19 protein-coding genes and 1 pseudogene are annotated in these 21,223 nt (G+C 36.9%); 5 read left to right on the forward strand and 15 right to left on the reverse strand.

Features of this window, described 5'->3' with window-relative positions:
• Nucleotides 1-208: 208 nt before the first annotated feature.
• The 4 genes from PKC55_RS17345 to PKC55_RS17360 form a co-directional block, all read right to left on the reverse strand.
• Nucleotides 209-1,627, reverse strand: coding sequence for a tetratricopeptide repeat protein (locus PKC55_RS17345; protein WP_291130172.1), 1,419 nt, complete (start codon nt 1,625-1,627; stop codon nt 209-211).
• Nucleotides 1,628-1,697: 70 nt separating this feature from the next.
• On the reverse strand, nt 1,698-2,876 hold the full coding sequence (locus tag PKC55_RS17350) for a hypothetical protein (RefSeq protein WP_291130169.1): 1,179 nt from the start codon (nt 2,874-2,876) through the stop codon (nt 1,698-1,700).
• Between the two features lie 156 nt (nt 2,877-3,032).
• Nucleotides 3,033-4,727, reverse strand: coding sequence for a glutamine--tRNA ligase/YqeY domain fusion protein (locus PKC55_RS17355; protein WP_291130167.1), 1,695 nt, complete (start codon nt 4,725-4,727; stop codon nt 3,033-3,035).
• 29 nt (nt 4,728-4,756) lie between these two features.
• Nucleotides 4,757-5,011, reverse strand: a complete 255-nt coding sequence (locus PKC55_RS17360; protein ID WP_291026527.1) for an outer membrane protein assembly factor BamD — start codon at nt 5,009-5,011, stop codon at nt 4,757-4,759.
• A 275-nt stretch (nt 5,012-5,286) separates the two neighbouring features.
• On the opposite strand from PKC55_RS17360, the gene PKC55_RS17365 reads away from it, so the two are divergent.
• Both PKC55_RS17365 and galE read left to right on the forward strand, forming a co-directional pair.
• A complete protein-coding gene (locus tag PKC55_RS17365; protein WP_324373605.1) occupies nt 5,287-6,348 on the forward strand; it encodes a S66 peptidase family protein in 1,062 nt (353 codons plus the stop codon).
• Nucleotides 6,349-6,456: 108 nt separating this feature from the next.
• The gene (galE, locus tag PKC55_RS17370) at nt 6,457-7,491 is read left to right on the forward strand and encodes a UDP-glucose 4-epimerase GalE (RefSeq protein ID WP_291130162.1); all 1,035 of its coding nucleotides are present in this window, start codon (nt 6,457-6,459) and stop codon (nt 7,489-7,491) included.
• Nucleotides 7,492-7,569: 78 nt separating this feature from the next.
• On the opposite strand, the gene PKC55_RS17375 is transcribed toward galE, so the two are convergent.
• From PKC55_RS17375 to PKC55_RS17385, 3 genes are read right to left on the reverse strand one after another with little or no spacing between them, the layout of a single operon-like run.
• Nucleotides 7,570-7,845 (reverse strand): GNAT family N-acetyltransferase, encoded by a 276-nt coding sequence (locus PKC55_RS17375; protein WP_006841727.1) that lies wholly within the window; start codon nt 7,843-7,845, stop codon nt 7,570-7,572.
• Between the two features lie 46 nt (nt 7,846-7,891).
• The gene (locus PKC55_RS17380) at nt 7,892-8,476 is read right to left on the reverse strand and encodes an LEA type 2 family protein (RefSeq protein WP_291130159.1); all 585 of its coding nucleotides are present in this window, start codon (nt 8,474-8,476) and stop codon (nt 7,892-7,894) included.
• A 33-nt stretch (nt 8,477-8,509) separates the two neighbouring features.
• On the reverse strand, nt 8,510-9,556 hold the full coding sequence (locus tag PKC55_RS17385; RefSeq protein ID WP_291130157.1) for a DUF2027 domain-containing protein: 1,047 nt from the start codon (nt 9,554-9,556) through the stop codon (nt 8,510-8,512).
• An 87-nt stretch (nt 9,557-9,643) separates the two neighbouring features.
• On the opposite strand from PKC55_RS17385, the gene PKC55_RS17390 reads away from it, so the two are divergent.
• Together PKC55_RS17390 and mltG are read left to right on the forward strand one after the other, a co-directional pair.
• Nucleotides 9,644-10,867: an S-adenosylmethionine:tRNA ribosyltransferase-isomerase gene (locus PKC55_RS17390; RefSeq protein ID WP_291130155.1), complete on the forward strand. Its 1,224-nt coding sequence runs from the start codon at nt 9,644-9,646 to the stop codon at nt 10,865-10,867.
• Nucleotides 10,868-10,889: 22 nt separating this feature from the next.
• Nucleotides 10,890-11,903 (forward strand): endolytic transglycosylase MltG, encoded by a 1,014-nt coding sequence (gene mltG / locus PKC55_RS17395; protein WP_291130153.1) that lies wholly within the window; start codon nt 10,890-10,892, stop codon nt 11,901-11,903.
• Nucleotides 11,904-11,910: 7 nt separating this feature from the next.
• On the opposite strand, the gene PKC55_RS17400 is transcribed toward mltG, so the two are convergent.
• The 5 genes from PKC55_RS17400 to PKC55_RS17420 form a co-directional block, all read right to left on the reverse strand.
• Entirely contained in the window at nt 11,911-13,320 is a 1,410-nt protein-coding gene (locus tag PKC55_RS17400) for an undecaprenyl-phosphate glucose phosphotransferase (RefSeq protein WP_291026540.1), read from the reverse strand.
• 49 nt (nt 13,321-13,369) lie between these two features.
• Nucleotides 13,370-14,269: a CPBP family intramembrane glutamic endopeptidase gene (locus PKC55_RS17405; protein ID WP_291130150.1), complete on the reverse strand. Its 900-nt coding sequence runs from the start codon at nt 14,267-14,269 to the stop codon at nt 13,370-13,372.
• A gap of 4 nt (nt 14,270-14,273) precedes the next feature.
• Entirely contained in the window at nt 14,274-15,131 is an 858-nt protein-coding gene (locus tag PKC55_RS17410) for an N-acetylmuramoyl-L-alanine amidase-like domain-containing protein (RefSeq protein WP_291130147.1), read from the reverse strand.
• Between the two features lie 153 nt (nt 15,132-15,284).
• Nucleotides 15,285-15,689 (reverse strand): DUF5856 family protein, encoded by a 405-nt coding sequence (locus PKC55_RS17415; protein WP_291130144.1) that lies wholly within the window; start codon nt 15,687-15,689, stop codon nt 15,285-15,287.
• A 291-nt stretch (nt 15,690-15,980) separates the two neighbouring features.
• Entirely contained in the window at nt 15,981-16,937 is a 957-nt protein-coding gene (locus PKC55_RS17420; protein WP_291130141.1) for a tyrosine-protein phosphatase, read from the reverse strand.
• Nucleotides 16,938-17,165: 228 nt separating this feature from the next.
• Between PKC55_RS17420 and PKC55_RS17425 the strand changes: the two genes are divergently transcribed.
• Nucleotides 17,166-18,227: a tyrosine-protein phosphatase gene (locus PKC55_RS17425; protein ID WP_291128717.1), complete on the forward strand. Its 1,062-nt coding sequence runs from the start codon at nt 17,166-17,168 to the stop codon at nt 18,225-18,227.
• A gap of 85 nt (nt 18,228-18,312) precedes the next feature.
• On the opposite strand, the gene PKC55_RS17430 is transcribed toward PKC55_RS17425, so the two are convergent.
• The 3 genes and pseudogenes from PKC55_RS17430 to PKC55_RS17440 form a co-directional block, all read right to left on the reverse strand.
• The gene (locus PKC55_RS17430; protein WP_291128716.1) at nt 18,313-19,620 is read right to left on the reverse strand and encodes an alpha-L-fucosidase; all 1,308 of its coding nucleotides are present in this window, start codon (nt 19,618-19,620) and stop codon (nt 18,313-18,315) included.
• 197 nt (nt 19,621-19,817) lie between these two features.
• Entirely contained in the window at nt 19,818-20,681 is an 864-nt protein-coding gene (locus PKC55_RS17435) for an AraC family transcriptional regulator (RefSeq protein WP_135105449.1), read from the reverse strand.
• A gap of 256 nt (nt 20,682-20,937) precedes the next feature.
• A pseudogene (locus PKC55_RS17440) lies at nt 20,938-21,223 on the reverse strand (hypothetical protein); the annotation flags it as partial.

A 21,223-nucleotide genomic window follows, 5' to 3' on the forward strand; every position in this document is an offset into this window, starting at 1 on the left:
TCATTAAAAGTGATGTGCTCTACCTGCTGAGCTACGGAATCTCCCTGTTGCTTTATCAAAGCGAGTGCAAAGGTAGTTGAAAATATTTATTTACCAAATAAATGGAATAAAAAATTCCCTACATTCCCCCAATTCGCTATTCTTTATCATTAGACTTGACAGATAATAATCTGAAAAATAATACACTATACATAATGATCGGAAAATGTTAATATTTCAAATTTTTGAATAGGGTTCTTGCCTCACGAGCTTTATTCAGATAAATTATCAAAGTATCTCTATCAAATAAGTTCGGATTTTGCGGAATATAGATAAGCTGAAACAACGAAAGAAGCTCCTTGTCGGTAAACTGATCCAATATTTCATTGAAATGCTCATTGTCATCCATCTCAAAATAGAGCAATGCCAATCGCTCTTTCACCGCCAGATTATTAGGATCAAGGTCTAACAGCTTTTCTGTATAATAAGCTGCTTTCTCATAATCTTCTTCCTTGATGCTAACCAGAGCCAGCCTATCGGTCAGATGAAAATTTTCGTTATCCTCAGTGTAGATATTTAGGTAGTATTCTCTTGCCTTATCATAATGCTCCTGCTTAAACTCAATCTCCCCTGCAATCATATTCAAGTCAAAAAAGTCAGGATTTGAAGTCAGTGCCTTCTTCACTATCTGTGAAGCCTTATTATATTCTTTCTGCTGTAGAAAAACGTATGCTTTTCTCGAAATAGATTCAGAAGTCTCTCCATTCAACTTTTCATATTCTTCCAGAGCCGACAAGGCCTCGTCAAACATATCAAGAGACTGATAACATTCTGCCAACAGGAAATATATAGAGATATCCCCTGAACTCGTTTGCAATAGTTCATTAAAAATCTCAATCGCCTCTTCTGCTCTTCCGGCCAATGACAAACAGTGAGCTTTTAACTTCAGCACATTGTCATCCGAATCGTTAATGGTAAGAGCAAAATCAAATGCATCTATCGCCTTCTCAAACTCCTCTCTGAGAGAATATAGCTTCCCCAGATTAACCCAAGCCTCATACGTATACGGCTCAATATCCAGAATTTTATTTGTAGTCTCTATTGCTGCATCAAAATTATCGAGCATTTCGTACGAATAGGCCAGGTCAGACAATACATCTGTATTCTCGGGATTATGCTTCAGACTTTCCGCAAAGTAAGAAACAGCCTCTTTAAAACAGTCAGCCTCAACATGAAGAAATCCTAGCTCGGCGAAGATTGTTTCAGGATCTTCATCCTCTTCTTTCTCTAGCATTTCTTCGGTCAGTTTATATGCTTCCACATAAAGCTCCAGCTGGAGGTAACATTCTATTTTAAGCAGATACAGATCAAAGTCATATTCTGATGACGACATATTTATGATCTCTAAAGCTTCCGCATATTTACCATCGTAGACTGCAAACTTAGCCTTCTTCACCAGCAAAGAACTATTAGCCGGATGTATCGTCAGTCCGGCATCAACAATCCTCCTTGCTACATCTGTTTTCTCGAGAGAATCATAATATTCTGCCAGTTCGTCAAATTCGTCTGCATCAAGATAAATAGGCTTGCCCGACTCTACCGACTGCTCATATTTTGTTACAAGTATTGATATATCTTTTTTCGACATTATTATATTTAATCCATAAAAGGCTACAAAGGTAACTCTTTTTTAAATTGTTTCAGTGCAACTTGCAATATCAATCTTTAATCCATCTCGTTATAGTTAATGAATTTAAAACCAAAGCTTCTGCCATCGGACTAATATTCATATCTACAAAACGTACATTATATTTCAGTTCCCCATTTTCATCCGAGCTAGAAGCACCAAAATTGATCAATCGCTGCAATTTTCGAGCCGTTTTAAAGTCTTTCGATATCACTGCTCCACCTAGAGCAAATTCGTTTGCAGGAATGCTATACCCTAAAAGCACAGGACCTGAATCAATATCTCCGAGGCTTATCTCACTACTCCGATATCGCTCTTTAAAGAGTCTGAAAATCATGAATTCATTACTGAACGAATTCTTATAAGCATCGTATAACTCGACAGCAAATACAGGGTCAAACTGGTATATAAACATGATACTCCACCCCAACATCGAACCTCGAGGCTCTTCACCAAATTCTCCGGTCAAAGGATTAACGGTAGAACATAATACCCTTGTTTTTTTATCTATATAATGAGCTTTAGCATATTGCACCCAATCTCTACACACAGAATCATATTCACTTCCGGTATTATGAGCATAAAGAGCCAATGAAGCTAAAGCAACCGTATTATCGGGTATCCATATTGCCGACGGGTAAGATTCGAGATTGAGAAATGGTGTCTTCCGATAGCGAAGGTAAAGGGATTTGGATATTTTATCGTTCAGATTATCAAATGTGGTATCATCAGAAAGCAATCGATAACAGCCAAGCATCAAGTTTAAATGTCCTAAATATAACACCGAGTAACCAGGAACAGAATCCAGCTCGGTAAAGTTTTCTGGTACGTTGTAAAAAGAGGTTATTTTATTATCCAGAACCTTTATTATACTTTCTTTTATCGTAGGTAGAACTCGTTCTTTGTATGTAGAATCTTTAACAGCCAAATTAGTAAAGGCATAAGTAGAATAAGAATATGAAAACAGCATAAACTCATGACTTTCCCTCCCTAAAAGCATAACTTCAGAATTAGAGGTTAAAGGTTCTTTGATTACTCGTTCAAGATAATTTAATCGAAGATTCAGCTCCTTTTTATCGGGATAAGTATAGGTTTGAAATTGCATCACGAATATCCAAACTATAAATCCGGACAACAGGAATAATAATATTTTATACTTTAATTTCATTCTGCGAATCATATCTACAACGCCTAGAAAAAATCCAATCATAACAAGAATCAGAAATACATCAGCTCCTTACTTATCACCCAAAAAGTGACACTTTTTACGATACTTCAAACTGTCACCTAAAAACAATTGCGTTCCATACGCCTGAAATATTTTCACAACGTAAAGAACGCAATACTATATAATAGATAAAATTAATTATTTATCTTTTGCCTTTGCCCAAGAATCTTTAAGAGACACAGTACGATTAAAGACCATATTCCCGGGAGTAGAATCTTTATCTACGCAGAAATAGCCTGTACGTTGAAACTGGAATTTATCCCCTTCCACCGCACTTTTGAGATAAGACTCCATCTTGCAGCCTTTAAGTACTTTTAATGAATCGGGATTCAAAAGTTCTCTGAAATCTCTTCCATCATCAGCTGGATTTTCAACCATAAATAAGCGATCGTATAAACGCACCTCAGCATCGAAAGAATCTTGAACAGAAACCCAATGTATAGTTCCTTTCACCTTGCGTCCGCTTTCGGGCATACCGCTTTTTGTGAGCTCATCATACTCAGCATATACCTCTATCACATTTCCTGCCTCATCTTTCTTGCAGCCTGTGCATTTTACGATATAAGCATTTTTCAAACGCACTTCATTACCCGGCGTAAGACGGAAATATTTCTTAGGAGCATCTTCCATGAAATCATCACGCTCTATATACAGTTCACGAGAGAACAAGATATTATGACTTCCCGAGTTTTCATCTTCAGGATTGTTCTGAGCCACCATCACTTCTGTCTTATCCTCAGGATAGTTTGTAATCACAAGCTTAACAGGGTCGAGAACAGCTGATACACGAGTCGTTTTTTTATTGAGGTCTTCTCGTATAGCAAACTCAAACAAGCCAATATCGTTAACACCATCATACTTCGTATAACCTATCTTATCCATTAAAATACGGATAGACTCAGGTGTATATCCTCTCCGGCGGAATCCCGTAATGGTAGGCATACGTGGATCATCCCATCCGCTAAGAATACCTTCTTCTACCATCGCTCTCAAATTGCGCTTACTAAGCAAAGTATATGTAAATTGCAATTTATTGAATTCATATTGATGAGGGCGATAGCTGTCTGTTGCCAACTGATCTATAAACCAATCGTAAAGCGGACGATGAGGAACAAACTCAAGCGTACATAACGAATGAGTCACACCTTCGAAATAATCGCATTGTCCATGTGCAAAATCGTACATCGGATAGGCCTTCCATGCAGTTCCGGTACGATGATGCGGACGATTGATAATACGATATATGATAGGGTCTCTGAAATGCATGTTCGAAGCAGCCATATCTATCTTAGCACGAAGCACCATACTTCCTTCATCAAAAACACCTTCGTTCATCTTTTGGAATAGATCGAGGCTCTCCTCAATAGGACGATCACGGTATGGGCTAGCAACTCCGGGTTCGGTAGGAGTTCCTTTTTGCTTCGCTATTTCTTCGGCCGATTGTTCGTCTATATAAGCTTTTCCTTCTTTTATCAATTGTACTGCAAAATCCCACAACTGAGGGAAATAATCGGATGCATAATATACATTCGCCCAGTCATATCCCAGCCAGTGTATATCGTCCATGATAGAATCTACATATTCCACTTCTTCTTTTACAGGATTGGTATCATCAAACCGAAGGTTACATACTCCTCCATAGTGCTGTGCTATACCAAAGTCTATGCAGATAGCTTTTGCGTGCCCGATATGTAAATATCCATTCGGTTCGGGCGGAAAACGAGTCTGTACACGGCTGTCATTTTTACCTTCTTTCAGGTCATTCTCAACAATAGCCTCTATAAAATTAAGACTCTTCTTAGGTTCTTCCGTATTCAACGTATTTTCAGACATATAAGTATAGGATTTTATTTATTCCCAGATTAGTTTGCTTTTGTTTCTTCTGTAAGGTACTTGTAATATGCTTGCAGAAATTCCTCATTTTTATCCGTACCCTTGTATTCAGATATAATTTCTTGAGCTTCCATATATAACTTTTCCGCCTTTTCCAAATCAAGTTCTTTTACATATTTCAAGGATTCTTTATTTAGTTCGGCTGCTTTTTTTGCGTCACTATCCAATGACGAACAGGAGACGAACATAAATAGAATAAAAATAAAAGACACAAAATGTTTCATTTCATAAAAAAATTAAGATACAAAGATATGTTTTTTTGGATTATGAGTTGTAAGTTGTGAGTTATAAGTTGAAGGTTATGCATTTTACACTTTCACATAGATTTTTTTTGAGGATTGAGTAATCGTTTAAATTTTAATCAATGAAGAATATGGAAATCTTGAAACGAAAACAGTGCCAATATTATATCTTTGTCTTAAGTTAGTCATTTGTCAGAACATTAACGAACATGATCTTACGGAAGATAAATCCTCCGGCAAAATCATAAACAAGAGATATGAATAGAAGAAGCTTTTTGAATGTAGGGATTGGTTTGTCTTTGGTTTCGTTGCTTCCCAGCAAATTGGCAGCAAGAAACGAAGCATACAAAGCAACGAATAAAGTTATAAAACCCGCCAGATTAAACCTCGGCGATAAAATTGGGCTGATGGCTCCGGCTTGGCTGTTAAGCGAAAGCGGGTTGCAATCATCCATAGAGAATATAAGGCAACTTGGCTTTGAGCCGGTATATTCAGAAAAGATCCTCAACCAGTATGGCTATTTTAGTGGAACGGACAAAGAAAGAGCCGAGGAATTTAACAATATGATTAAAAATCCTGAAATAAAAGGAATAATCTTTGCCGCCGGAGGATATGGTTGTGCCCGAATTCTTGATATGGTAGACTACAGCCTGATTAAGAAAAACCCGAAGCTTATTATGGGATTTAGCGACGATACAGCCCTCATCAATTCGATATATAAACAGACAGGATTGATAACATTTCATGGTCCTGTGGCTAAGCTACTGGATAATGACTATTCGAGAAAACAATTCAAAGATATTGCTGTTAATCCGACCGACAAATATACAATAGTAAGTGCGCCAGAAGATATCCTAAAAGCGGAAGAAGAGAAGATATACGAACGATACACAATCAATCACGGCAAGGCGAAAGGGGAACTAACAGGGGGCAATCTGACTCTCATCTGTTCTATGATAGGAACTCCTTATCAAATAGACTTAAAGAACAAAATCGTGATGATTGAAGACGTTGGAGAAGAACCATACAGAATTGATAGAATGCTGACCCAACTGATAGCTACAGGAGAATTAACTAAAGCTGCCGGAATTGCAATCGGAGTTAATAAAGATTGCGACAAATCAGAAAAGTCAACTGCTCCAAATTCATTTACGCTCAGGGAAGTAATCGAGGATCGGATTAAACCATTAAATATTCCGGCTGTGCATGGATTATCATTTGGACACATCGATAATAACTTTACCTTTCCCATCGGAATAAAAGCTGAATTAGATGCAACGAATATGACAGTAAAACTACTCGAAAGATCTGTTATTTAAGATACTCGTTCTTCTATTTTTATAAAAGTTTCGTTGAGATCAGAGAACTATATAGTTGCAAACAACATGTTTTTTGTATCTTTAAGGCTCAATTAAAAAACACTGAAAATGAAAGGAAAAATTCTTGTTACGGGTGGTGCCGGATATATTGGCTCTCATACTGTAGTAGAGTTACAAAACGCAGGCTATTCTGTCGTTATTATTGATGACTTATCTAATTCGACAGCAGATTCCATTGATGGCATTGAACGCATAACAGGCATACGCCCTATTTTTGAAAAACTGGACTGCAACGATACCGAGGGATTGAGAAAATTATTTACTACTCATTCGGATATCAATGGTATTATACACTTTGCCGCCAGTAAAGCAGTGGGCGAATCGGTTCAAAAGCCACTACTATACTATAGAAACAACCTGAATTCGTTGATCAATCTACTCGATCTGATGCCTGAATTTGGTATCAAAAACATTGTATTCTCATCTTCGTGTACCGTATACGGGGAGCCGGACAAGAATCCGATAGACGAAACAGCCCCGGTGAAGCCGGCGGAATCGCCTTATGGTAATACCAAACAAATAAATGAAGAAATAATAAAAGATGTAGTACGCTCGGGTGCTGATATAAAAAGTACAATACTACGCTACTTTAACCCAATAGGTGCGCATCCATCAACAGAAATAGGAGAGCTTCCAAACGGAGTCCCTCAAAACCTTGTCCCTTATATCACTCAAACCGCAATAGGAGTACGTCAACAGTTAAGTGTATTTGGCGACGATTACGACACTCCTGACGGTTCATGCATTCGCGACTTTATCAATGTTGTAGATTTGGCAAAAGCGCACGTGATAGCAATAGATCGTATGACAGGAAAGAAATCACTGGAAAAGGTTGAAATATTCAATCTTGGTACAGGCGTCGGAGTTTCGGTTCTACAACTTATCAAAGTATTTGAACAGGTATCGGGTGTAAAATTAAACTATAAAATAGTAGGTCGCCGAGAAGGTGATATAGAAAAGATATGGGCTGATCCTAAACGTGCAAATACCGTACTGGGATGGACTGCCAAAGAAAACATAGAAGACACAATAAAGTCTGCTTGGAATTGGCAATTGAAGCTAAGAGAAAAAGGAATTATGTAATCTCTTCAATATACAATAAAAAAGCAGCTGATTAATCAGCTGCTTTTTTATTAATATCCTTTTTGATAAACATTTCCTTTACGCCAAAAGATCATTATATTCTTGATGTTTTTGTATATATACTTTTGTATAAGGACATACAGGATGAACTTTCAGTCCGTTTTCGCGAACATAGTCTAACAGATATTTAGTCAGTGCTGCTGCAATACCCCTACCCTCCAACTCTTTTGGAACTTCGGTGTGAGTCACCACATAAACTCCGTCATTCACTCTATAGTCCACAAGAGCGATCTTACCTTCTACTTCTGTCTCAAAACGATTTTTGAGTTCATTATGCTTAATATTATATTCCATATTCCCACTTGTTTGGTTACAAAGTATAAACAATCTATCCTTCTGTTTAGTTCCCTCCAAAATTGAATACCAAAGGTATATAGGATGGTGAAGTGATAGGAACATTCCCAATAAGGAATGTTGGTTTGAGCTGAACAAAGACCTTAGATTCTTTATTTCCTATACCGATGAAATTTTTAGCAATGTTCACAACCGCATCTTTAGAGTTATTCTTCATCAGAGTTGCCAGATCTACCCCTATTGCAATAGGCAAGGTTCTGGTTTGTCCCGCTTCAACACTCAGTGCTTGATTCAGAGAGCCGGTAGTAAGCTGAATATCGTCAACACTTATTATGTACTGTAACCCATTCATCATAGCAGCAGACGTATTCGGATTTTTCACATCCAGGTTTAATGTGAAATTCAAAGGAATAGAGGAAGCGTTTCCACTCAAAATAGAGGTTACTTTTGGTATAGAAGTTACAGAGAGTCCATTCGATAAATTAATACCCGAAACAGTCAAACCCGAGATTGACTTATAGTTATACTCGCAGTTTATCATGTTATATGTACCCGACAAACTCTTTTGAACACTATCACAACTAATAAATATAGCCATGATGATAAGCAGTGATAAGATTTTCTTCTTCATTTTTTAGTCTGTAATTATTACATTTTCTCGAAATTACTTTATAGTGACCATCGTTGCTCCATAGCCGTATTCACGGAAGGAAGCATCTTGATAATATGCTGATTTATATTTTGAGCTTAATTCTTTCAGTATAGCGTTCTTTAGTATACCATCACCCTTACCGTGTATGAATACAATCTTCTGCCCCTTGTTCCGCTTATTTTCATCCATCACCTCTTTGAATTTGTTGATTTGATATTCAAGAATATCAGAAGAAGACAGCCCCTGGGTATTATCGATTAATTCATCCGCATGTAAATCAATCTCAATAATTGTACTTTTTTCTTTCTTTACGATTGGCTGTATACGAGGACGTTGCGAAACTTCTTTCTCATGCATAGCAGAAGCTATTTCTTCGGGAGAAATAATGAATTCTTTTTCTGCCAAATCGCGACGAACAATAGAATACAGCATAGCATCATCTTCGAAATAGTCATTTTCTTTGAAGCTATGAAGCTTGTAAAACTTAACTGTATCAATCCGAAGTTCAACCGAATATGCATTTTTTAAAGAATAGGGTTTCCCTTTTTTATACGCAAAAAACTGTAAACAGACCTTCTCTATATCATTCAACTCTGCCTTCTCAAACTCTTCGAGAAAGAGTTTCGTATTCGGCTCAATAACCCCTGTAGCTCTACTAACCCATCCTGCTTCAGCCCTACCCATATAGTTGTACGACAAATAATAGTTGCTGTCATTGATAAGATAGCACTCAAAGTTTGTACTACTAAGGCTCTTTATATCCACAGGCAGATAAGCAAGATTGACAGTCAAGAGCTCTCCCTCTTTTGTTTCCTCGGGCTTATATTCCTCTTCTTGCTTTATCGTTGATGTTTGCTGAACAGACGTTTGCTGAGAAGGCTTGGTCGATTGTCTCACCTGCATATCGTTTGCAGGCTCTATCAAGACTGTCTCACGGATAAGAACGGGAATATCAAACCCTTCCTCATCTTCTACCAACACAATATCTTTTCCCTGAAATCCCCGTACAACACCACCACCTGTAGTATTGAGGAAACGAACTTTATCTCCGATCTTCATAAATCTTAATTATTCTTTTTTAAGCTATTATTCAGCTTTTTTATTCACGCAAAGTTCCTTATTTTTGTCGGATAAAAAAAGTAATAAGTGGAAATATCCAGCCCTCAAAAAATACATATTCAAGATTATAATTATAATCTTCCGGATGACCGTATTGCCAAATATCCCCTGACTAAACGGGATAACTCAAAACTTCTTGTATATAAGAACGAGAAAATAACCGATACTGTTTTCAGTAATATAAATAATTTTCTGCCCGAAAATTGTCTTATGGTATTTAACAATACCAAAGTAATACAAGCAAGGCTTCATTTTCAGAAAACAACGGGAGCTCAGATAGAGATATTCTGTCTCGAACCTTTTATACCGAACGACTATCAGCTAAATTTTCAACAAACTGAAAAATGCTCATGGGTATGCTTGATCGGTAACCTTAAGAAGTGGAAAGAGGGAAGCCTTACCCGCCAAATAAATGTAAATGAGCAAATTGTAAATTTCACGGCTACCCGTACAAGATCTCATGGTGACGCTCACGTTATAGACTTCGAGTGGGATAATCAAGGAGTGACATTTTCAGAGTTGCTTGATGCTGTGGGAGAATTACCAATTCCACCATACTTAAACAGGGCAACGGAAGAACAAGACAAACAAACATATCAGACCGTATATTCTAAAATAGACGGATCTGTTGCCGCACCTACAGCAGGGCTTCATTTTACCCCCGAAGTCATGAAGTCATTGAAAGACCAGGGCATGAAACTGGCGGAGGTTACTCTCCATGTAGGAGCCGGAACTTTTCGCCCAGTAAAATCGGATGAAATAGGAGATCATGTAATGCACTCTGAATTTATATCCGTACAAAAGAGTTTCATTGAAGAGCTAATAAGATTCGAAGGAAAAGTAATTGCAGTAGGCACAACATCCGTTCGCACACTGGAAAGCCTCTACTATATGGGAGTATCACTCGAAAACCAAAAGCAATCACATCTGCACGTATCACAATGGATGCCTTATAATGATTCGAACAACAGGCTATCAAAAAAGGATGCATTAAAAAATATCTTAGCATATTTAGAGGCGAATTCACTAAGCACGCTGATTGCAGATACTCAAATTATTATTGCGCCCGGCTATGAGTTCAAAATAGTAGATGGCATAGTAACGAACTTCCATCAACCTCAAAGTACACTCCTGTTGTTAGTATCAGCATTTTTAGGCAACAATAATTGGAAAAATATATACGAACATGCTCTCTCCTCTGATTATCGTTTTCTAAGTTATGGAGATAGTTCTTTATTATTAAAAGATTAACATAAACTAAAGAATAAAATTTATGAAAAAGAAAAGTATATATATTATTCTAGCCATTCTTGTTATAGGTTTATTCTTTTATGGATACCGGATTTTTAGCACCGGATTCAATATAGATAAAACTGTATATATATATATCGATGATGACAAAGATTATAATACATTGCACCAAGAGATAAAGGATAGTGCAAAAATAAAAAGCATTTCGAGCTTTGACATACTTTCTCTCTTATTAGATTACAAATCGAATATAAGAAGCGGACGCTATGCTGTAACGCCGGACATGAGTGTATATGATTTAATAAAGGACTTACGGAGTGGGCATCAGGCTCCGGTAAAACTCAAGTTTAATAATATACGGACAAAGGAAGATCTAGCTCAACGCATCTCAGAGCAGCTAATGATAAATAAAGAGACTTTACTCAATACACTGGAAGATTCTACTAAATGCAAAGAACTAGGATTTAATCCTCAGACTGTAGTAGCCATGTTTATACCCAACACCTACGAATATTACTGGGATGTGACCATCGATAATTTTCTACAGCGAATGAAGAAAGAATATGAAAAATTTTGGACTAACGATCGCTTAGAAAAGGCAAAAGAAATAGGGCTGACTCCTGTTGAGGTTTCTACGCTTGCTTCAATTGTGGAAGAAGAATGTACATATTCGGATGAATACCCTAAAGTTGCAGGTTTATATATGAATCGTTTACACATCGGGCAAGTATTGCAAGCAGATCCTACTGTGAAGTTTGCTGTTGGCGATTTTAGTCTACGCCGTATTTTAAATGTGCATACCGAAATTGATTCTCCATATAATACCTATAGAGTAAAAGGATTGCCTCCGGGCCCTATTCGTATTCCATCCATCAAAGGGATAGATGCTGTACTAAACTATACAAAACATGATTATCTGTACATGTGTGCAAAAGAAGACTTTTCAGGATATCATAATTTTGCGGCAAATTATCAGGAGCATTTAAGAAACAGGTCTTTATATATCAAGGCTTTGGATGCTAGAGGAATTAAATAATGAATGATCAGAAAGCATTCTGGTCTCCTTTAAAGACGTTTGCAATGGTCAGATAAATGATTTTCAGATCGAGGAAAAATGTCCAGTTTTCGAGGTACCAAACATCTCTAACCACACGACCTTCCATTTCCTCAACAGTCCTGGTTTCGCCTCTATAGCCTGTAACTTGTGCCCACCCTGTAATGCCGGGCTTCACCAAATGGCGTACCATAAATTTATCGATAATAGAAGAGTAAAGCTCCGTATGCTTTAGCATGTGTGGGCGTGGCCCTACAACTGACATATCATTTTTTAGTACATTGATAAATTGAGGAAATTCATCTATACTTGTTTTCCGCATGAAAGCGCCTATTTTTGTCACGCGGGGATCTCCTGAAGTAGCTTGTAGTTTGTCTGCTTCCTTATTCGGGCGCATAGACCTGAATTTATAACAGTTGAATACTCTACCTCCCTTTCCTGTTCTTTTCTGCTTAAAAAAGACCGGCCCCTTCGATGTTGCCTTGATTATTGTTCCAAATATGATATAGACAATAGGAAATATTGTAAGAAGGACAAATACAGAAAGAATAAGATCAAAAGACCGTTTTACCAATCTATTAGAAAAATGCTGCAAAGGCTCGTTTCTAAGACTAAGAATTGGAGTAGACTCTAAGAACGTTAGAGCAAAACGCCGCTTTATATATTTATGAAACTCAGGAACTAAATGGAAACGAATCATATTCTTTTCAGAATAAGTAATTAGATCCACTATCGTCTCTTCCTTGTTATTAGGTAAGGTACAGAAGATTTCATCAATCTTCACCTGCTGAACATATGCTCTAACTTCAGACACCTTTCCTAAATAATTTGGCAATACATCTTTCTTATCCGGGTTATCGTCAAAGAAACCCATTACTTTATATCCAAAGTCACTGAACAATAGTGATTCATGTATTTTTATCCCATTCGTACCACCTCCGATTATAACAACCTGCCTATAATTGTAACCTTTTCTACGATAATATTTTAGGGCTATTCTGAAAATAATATGCCAAATAATAAACGATGTAGCAAGGATAAAGAAGCCGATAATCCATGGTATAACAGGGATAGCAACTACGTTGAATACAGAAAATCCGGTAGTAACCAAGAATGCATATAGCGCAATAAATATAGTAGATTTCTGCGCGATATTATCTAAATATATAACATTGGTTGCAATCTGAACATTTACAAAGGAAGCTACAAAAAAATAGCATAGGTTTATAAGCAAAAATGCTATCATGAACTCTTCGGAATACACAGTCGTCATGTGTATGGGCTCATGGTAGATATAAAATGCTGTTAAAAAAAATATGTTGATAAGAAGTAAATCGCCAATGCGAATTATCCAATCAATCATAAATCCATATCCGTCTTTTCCTTCTGTTACATTCATAGCAGTATACAAATATAAAGATGCAAATATAACTATTTGTCACTAAAACTTAACGTAATTCCGCATTTTCAGGTGTCTTATATCGCTTCTTGTACATAAATATTATAAGGATAACAGTAAAAATAAGGCTAAGTATCGTAATCCACATATTTTTCTCCAAAGAGTAAACACTCAAATCTTCGTATTGAGGTGTTCCATAATATACAAATGCGAGTACAACTCCTATTACATTATTTACAGTATGTACCACAACCGGAACCCAGATTGTCCCTGACCAAACAAACATATAGCCGAGAACAGCTCCGAGTAATACACGAGGTATAAATCCATAAAACTGAAAATGCATTGCACTAAAAACGATCGCAGCTATCCAAACGGCAAAATGTTGATTCTTTACTATTTTTTGTATGATTTGCTGCAAACACCCTCTAAAAAAGAGCTCTTCACCGAGCCCGGCAACCACTGCAATAATTAATAAATTTAGTATGAGCCCGGCCATTGATTTATCAAGGAATAAAAGACCTGTCGTTTTTTCTGCCGCCAACTCATTCTCTTTCATCCAAGCCTGAATAGCAGACATCGATTCGGGTAATACGATCTGCTGATTATAGTATCCAATAAAATTGATAAGAGGCTGTATTACGACTATTAAACAAACTCCTAATAGTAGAAAAGTAACATTGTAAGATTCATCTATTTTCAGATATTCTTTAGTATTGCTCTGTGATAAAAAAGCAAATACCAGCGAAGGTATAATAAAGAAAAATGAAGCCTGGACAGTCAATGCCATCCTTGTAATCTTTACAGATTGGTTCAATTCGTCTAAGTGTCCACTAAGAGAAATTATTAAAGTTGTAAATATTAGCCCTGAGAAAGCTAAGAATATAAAAAAGAAAAGTTGGGCCCAACCACCCATTCCGTATAATAAGCCTTTGTTATTTTGCTCCATTTTATTAATTATTGATCCTGAGTATACTTATTCCTGAACAGCTTTTTGAGTCGGCACAATACTCAAACAAAGTCTTCTTCTCTATCACAACCTGCTTCTGCTTACTCGACGCATGTATAAAGTGAAGTTCTCCGTTTTGCCAATATGCAATACCTATATGAGAATAGTCAAGACCTTGAAGTGAGGTCGCAAATACAACAATATCACCACTCTCTATTTTTTCTTTATTTTTAGATATAGATTCAACAGGAATGATTCTATAATTATCCCTGTTATTCACTGTTCTTTCTATTTCTTTCATTTTCGAGACATTTGCCTCATTATCTTTCAGATGATTATACGATTGAGGATGTCCCGACATAAAACTCAGCGGATGATTTATAATTTTACCTCCGATATCTGTACTGATATTTCTCAATAGATTGTTTCTCTCATTTTCATATATCCAATCACTTGTATAATGAAGACGAGAGGTATAGCCCTTAATTTCTCCGCCACGATAACGCATATTGATTAAGCAAGAACAGTAGTTTTCGAAAGAACTATCTCCTGATTTTATGACACGTGTGAGAGCAATACAATTTTCGACAAAAGTTGTACAGTCCAACTCTCTCAGATTTATAATGAGAGTTTCGCTGTCTGAAGCCTCCAGAGTAGATGCAACATAAGGCTTGCCAAGAAAGAACTTAGCAGTTTTTACCAATAACTGATTAAAGGGAAGGTCTTTCTGTGGTCTAAACTGCTCAATGTAGCGAACAAAAGTCAAAGAGTCTTCTTTCTGATATATTACACCATTTTCTCCCTTCATTTGAAAAGGAAGTATGATTAAAAGAGACAAAGCAAAAAATCTATAGAATTTCATAACCTATCATTTAATACTTAGGTATAGTTTTTACCTATTTGCAAATATATGAAATTAAAGATGTTCGTTTTCTCTTTTAAATGAAAAAACGGAAGTCTATTATTCTAGACTCCCGTTTTCAATATTATTATCATTGCGGAAACTATTGATCAATTATTGGAGACGTTTTAGACGATAGAGCAATTGCTGTATAGCTTCTTGATAGTCATCTATAATTGCCTGTGTAAAAGCTTCTGCAAACAACTCTCTCTGAGATTCAGTATATTTGAAGAACTCCTCGGCATGTTTTACTATGTCTGCAGGATTAGCTGTTTCAGGAATTACAATATCCAAATTGCCCTTTACTGCATAAGATGTTTCTACAAGACGATCTGTAACGTCAAGAAGGTCTTCCAAAGCTTGGTCTAATGCAATGTGTTGCGCATAGCTGCCCTTGCCTGTAACGTGCCAATGATAAAGTTTTAAACTATTGTTGAAAGAAAACATCTTTCCAACAAATTTTGCAATATCAGCATTTACTGATACATTCTTTTTTTCTTTTAATGTTGAAGTACTCATGATGATAAAATTTATTTATTAATATTGTTTTTATATAGACAAATATAATAATAAAAAGAGAGAATTCCAAATATATACAATTGAATATCTAGATACTGACATAGACGTCACCTATGATCGTTCTCTCAATACAAGTAGTGCATTGCATATTATAAAACGATATAATGCAACTCTTTGTTTATTCTATTAAGCATATTATGGTGCTGAATGTTTAAAAAAACATAATTCAGGAAGATATTGATATATTACCCCTAGAGTGGATGTGATTTTATATCAAATGAGGGAAGAACGTTAGTCTAGGTAAAGGCGTCTCATCTTTATAAGATCTACCTTCAACTCCTTAGTAAGGAAATTCATGATAGTCCCATAATCTCGTTTTATCTGGTTAATACCGGCTTGCAAAAACATGCGCTTGGCAGTAAAAATAGGTTCTGCCCGTGGATACTTGGCAATGAATGCATCGTATTTATCACTCAGGTATATTTTGGAAGAAAGGTAATCTTGCATAATGGTTTCTTCATCAACTCCCAATGCATATAGAACAAGAGCAGCTGCCATACCCGCCCTATCCTTACCGGCAGAACAATGAAAGACTAATGGAGCACTCAGATTATTTTGTATGATGGCAAAGAAGATCCGATAAGCTCGCACACATGCCGGGTCGCTTACTAGCAGACGATTCATGTGCTTCATATGGCTATCTATATTCGTTTTCAGAAGATTCGCTTGTATTCCCTCACTACTTAGGTTACCGGGAGTAATGGCAATGGGATACGTAAATTGTACTGTCGAAGGTAAATTATCTCGATAACGTTTGGTTTCAGCTTGTGCCCTAAAGTCTACAACGGATATTATAGGAATACTTGCCAAATAAGCGACATCGCCCTCAGTCAGGCTGGACAATTCATCTGCACGAAACAATTTACCCCATTTAGTATATCTACCGTCTTTGGTCTTGAAGCCGCCTAAATCCCGAAAATTATAACACCCTTCCATCGGAAGATGGCGTTCAGACAGATTTAGAATCCCGCCATTGTTATGCAGCTCAAAATAGATACGAATAGATGTGCTCACATTCAAAGGATATATCCCACTACCATTACCGATAAGTATTGGCTCTTTGTGGTTTATACTATCGAATGAATCGCCGGCGTATAAGGACCAATTGCCTTCAGTTTCCAGTCTGAAACTTGCGGCTTTAGTATACTTATCACGTATTATTTGTGCCTTTAATATAGCCGTATCCATTGATTCCTTAAAGTTTCATTTCTTGATAATGATAGCAAATGCTAAAGAGGATTTTTATAAAACCATGACAAATATACAGAATTAGTTGAAATATTGCTAACTGGCCGATTAAAACAGAGAATATGTAAAAAAAGATAAATGTTTACAAAAAAGACACAAAGTGTTGATAAGGATTTACAACTAATGTATCTTTGTTGAAATACAACAGTGTGATAAATAGTTATTTTCATGAAGATTAAGCTAATAAGTTCGTTAATAAGCATACTATTTTTATACAACTGCTCCCCTAACCCAACTACGGTGACAGTAATGTGTGAACAGGATCGTAAAGGAAATTACATCCTGAAATGGGAGTTGTATCCCGAAGTAGACAACACACCTGTTGAAATATTCGTTTCGGATAATGACAGCTCTTTTCCTTCAAATGCAAAACTGATAACCAACTCGAATGACTACATTGCCGTTATAAAGAATGAATCGGACACTGTTGAAAAACGAAAATATTTCCGCATAAAGGTCGCAGGCGTACTTTCTAAGGTTGTTACAAACCGATTCTTTGAAATGGATAGTATTCAAAACTTCAGAGACATTGGCGGATACATCACAAACGATAACAAACGCGTGCGATGGGGTAAGATATTCCGTTCGGGAAACTTTTTCCGTATGACAACTCATGACAGTTTAGAAATGAGTAGCCTAGGAATAAAAACCGTCATCGACCTCAGGTCGGAGGATATAATGAAGAAAAATATAGAAAGATATACAGCCTTCAAAAACATCCGCATTCCTATTGCTTATAATGGATACAACTCTATATCACAAAAAGTGATGGATGGCCGGTTCCTTCGTGGTGATGCTATCATATATACACAGGATACATACAAGGATATGATCAATAACTTCGCCAGTCAGTATGCAGAATTCTTCGACTACTTGTGCGATGAAAACAATTACCCTATCGCTTTTCATTGCTACTTAGGCAAAGACCAGTCGGGGCTGGCTACATTCTTCCTGCTCAGAGCGCTCGATGTACCTATGGATATAATAGAAGACGACTATATGGCTTCAGATATGGTGATCGACCGCACAAAGCTGGTAAGGAATGCTGATAGCCTTTCAGAGTCGCGGCAAGAAGCTTTCACAATGCTTTCACGGACAGATTTAGCATACTTGAAATATGGTATCTCCTGCATCAGAGAGAAACGGGGATCGGTAGAAGACTACATGCTCCATGAATTGAAGCTGACTCCCGAGAAGAGGAAAAAGCTGAAAGCAATATTACTGCACTAAACGAAACAATAAACTTATATAATAACGAGACTTGGATGCAATCAACGGCAAATCCAAGTCTCGTTTTTGTATTTGTTATAGCCTGTTATTTTACCTCTACTTCTATAATCGAACTTATATCATCCAGCTTTCCATCGATTGTAAATGTCACATCTCCGGTCTTTTTATCTCTATTCCAAACAAGCTCGGAGTCTACATTCAGCCATTTCGCCGACTTTATGTTAGCAATGTTTAATGTAACGGACGGAGTATCTTTCTCCAGGATGTGAATATAATAGGTCTTGCCCTTATTGGTTATTGCTCCCCACGATTGAGGAAGAGTAAAGCCTTGCTTTGTACCATATATAGTATATCCATACTTATCCATCCATTCTCCCATTTGCTGAAGCCTTTCTACACATTCCGTCTGAATCTTTCCATTCGGCATTGGGCCTACATTCAACAAAAGGTTTGCGCCTGTCCCGGCTGTACGGATAAGCAAATGCAAAAGTTCTTTTGTCGATTTATATTTATCATCAGTAATATCAAATCCCCAAGATCCATTTATGGTCTGACATGTTTCCAACGGAAGTTTAGAAACCTCTTGTCCACTCAGCCCTCCTTTATTTTCGCCCGGCACATCACGTTCAAATATCTGATAGCTCTCACCTTCAAAAGGAGGTAAGTGATGATTGTTTGCTATCAAACATTCAGGTTGTAGGCGATGGATCAGTTCATATATTTCAGGGTAATGCCAATCAACATAAGTAGACTGATCTGTTCTATTTTCATGCTCGGTCTGATCCCAATGACCATCAAACCAGATACCGGCTATTGGTCCATAATTGGTTAACAACTCAGTCAACTGCGCTTTCATAAAATTAATATAGCTGTTCCAATCACTTTTTTCTGTACGTCCCGATCCTTTTCCTGTACGTCCTGTTTCATACTGATAGTCGGAACGCATCCAATCCAGAATCGAATAATACAATACAAGTTTCATGTCTTGTTTATGGCATTCATCAGCTAGCTGCCTAACAATATCCTTGCCATAAGGGGTATTCATTATATTCCAATCCGATTGCTTGGTATCCCAATTACTGAAACTATCATGATGACGCGAGGTAAACGCAATATATTTCATTCCTGCGCTTTTAGCTATCCGAACCCACTCTGCCGCACTAAATTCCTGCGGATTAAAGAAATCTTGGAGTCGCTTATATTCATTCATTTTTATCGGGCGGTTGTTCATCACCCATTCGCCATCACCCAGCACGCTATAAGGTCCAAAATGGACGAACATACCAAAGCGGGCATCTTCAAACCACTTAACATCGGGTTTTACGGCTTTCGTTTGTGCCGACAAATTTGCCATAACGAATATTAAAGCAAACAATAAAAAATACTTCTTCATTTTGTTTTTATTTTAGACATTAAGGTCAATTCTCAATTTAATTAATATGAGCTTTTTATATACCTGAGGTAGATACAAAAATAAACAATTAGAGTGTCACCCACTTCTACTTTTCCGATAAACCAATAGTACAAATTCGATATTATCTATCACCTATATTTCTCAACATAGTATAAAAACGATCGGCAAGCGTTTGATTATAAATTGTTATATGTCTCTCTGTATTCGCTGGGAGTCTTTCCTATATGATGTTTAAAAACCCTGTTGAAATAAGAGATATTATCCAAAGACAGCTCCATTGCCACATCCCTTATTGGCATATCGGTAGTAAGCAGAAGTAGTTGAGCCTTTTCTATCTTTTTCATGTTCACATATCTGAGGGGTGTGCAGTTCATTTCTTTCTTAAATACCCGAATCAAATGATCTTCGGAAACACAAGCTACATTTGCAAGCTCGGCCAATGTAATATCCTTCCCTGTATTTTCGTGTATATACCGGAGTGTATTGCTTATGCGCACATCTTTATTATCCGATTTTGTTTTAGCTAATGTGAAAAATCTGGATATAAGCTGATACAAAATTCCTTGTGTTTCATATCTCGAGTGTATCGACATCTTGCTATTATCTGCCACATACTGATCAAATGTACGAGGGTTATCATACAGCTTGGGATCATAATGCCTCAAATGCCTTCCCGGATTGATTTCAAGCAATCGCTTGTTGAGCATTAAGCCTAATGAGTCGGATTTAACTTCTATCGGAAAATCGTATTGATCAAATATCGATTCCTTTCTCACCGTTTCTTCATAAAAGTGAATATAGTAAAGCGAAAAGAAGCTATCGCACTCATTGTCGTGCATTGTAAACGGAGGAACAAGATATAGATGATCCGGTTTCAGAGAAAATGGCTCTCCGTTGATGTATGTGATCGCTTTGCCGCCGGTTACATAATATATACGGGCAAAAGGACTATACACTGACTTCCAGTTCCAGTTTGCATTTAGTTCCGAATAACCGACATTCAGCAATATAAATTTAGGTCTTTCTGCGGTTTTAGACATACAGGTTGTCGTTTTTATTTCCCGATTTTATGCAAAGATATTCATTTATTAGGAGAAATTTTCAGTATAAGCGAATGTAAACTTTTAATAAGTACTAAAAAGGATTTATATTCGTCTTTTTCGGATTACCTCAGCATGCTACAATGTGTCAATTAACTAATTAAAAAAAGAATCACGTATTTGTTGCATTGCAAGAAACGCTATGTTGCTCTTTTTACGCTGTAGTTTGAGAAAAAGGTGACAAAAGTGACACTTTTCAGTCCGGTCGTATTATGTCACCTTCTTTTACTTCGCTCCTTTTCACTTTTCGGTACAGATGGGGCGGAGGGAGGCAATAATCTCTGATAAAGACATATTCCGATTCTTCTTTCTTTTGGGTTACTGTTTCGCCGTCCTCTTCAATCTGTACATCCTGCAAATTATCAGAATGCGATATTTTTTCGGTCGGTTCAGAAATAAGCTCTTCCTTTTCTATTTTCTTTTCGATCGGTACATTATTATTCATCAGTTTCTCACGCAGCTCATTCAAACTATCTCTCGTT

This window comes from Dysgonomonas sp. (assembly GCF_035323175.1).
In the GTDB taxonomy this organism is placed as follows: Bacteria; Bacteroidota; Bacteroidia; order Bacteroidales; family Dysgonomonadaceae; genus Dysgonomonas.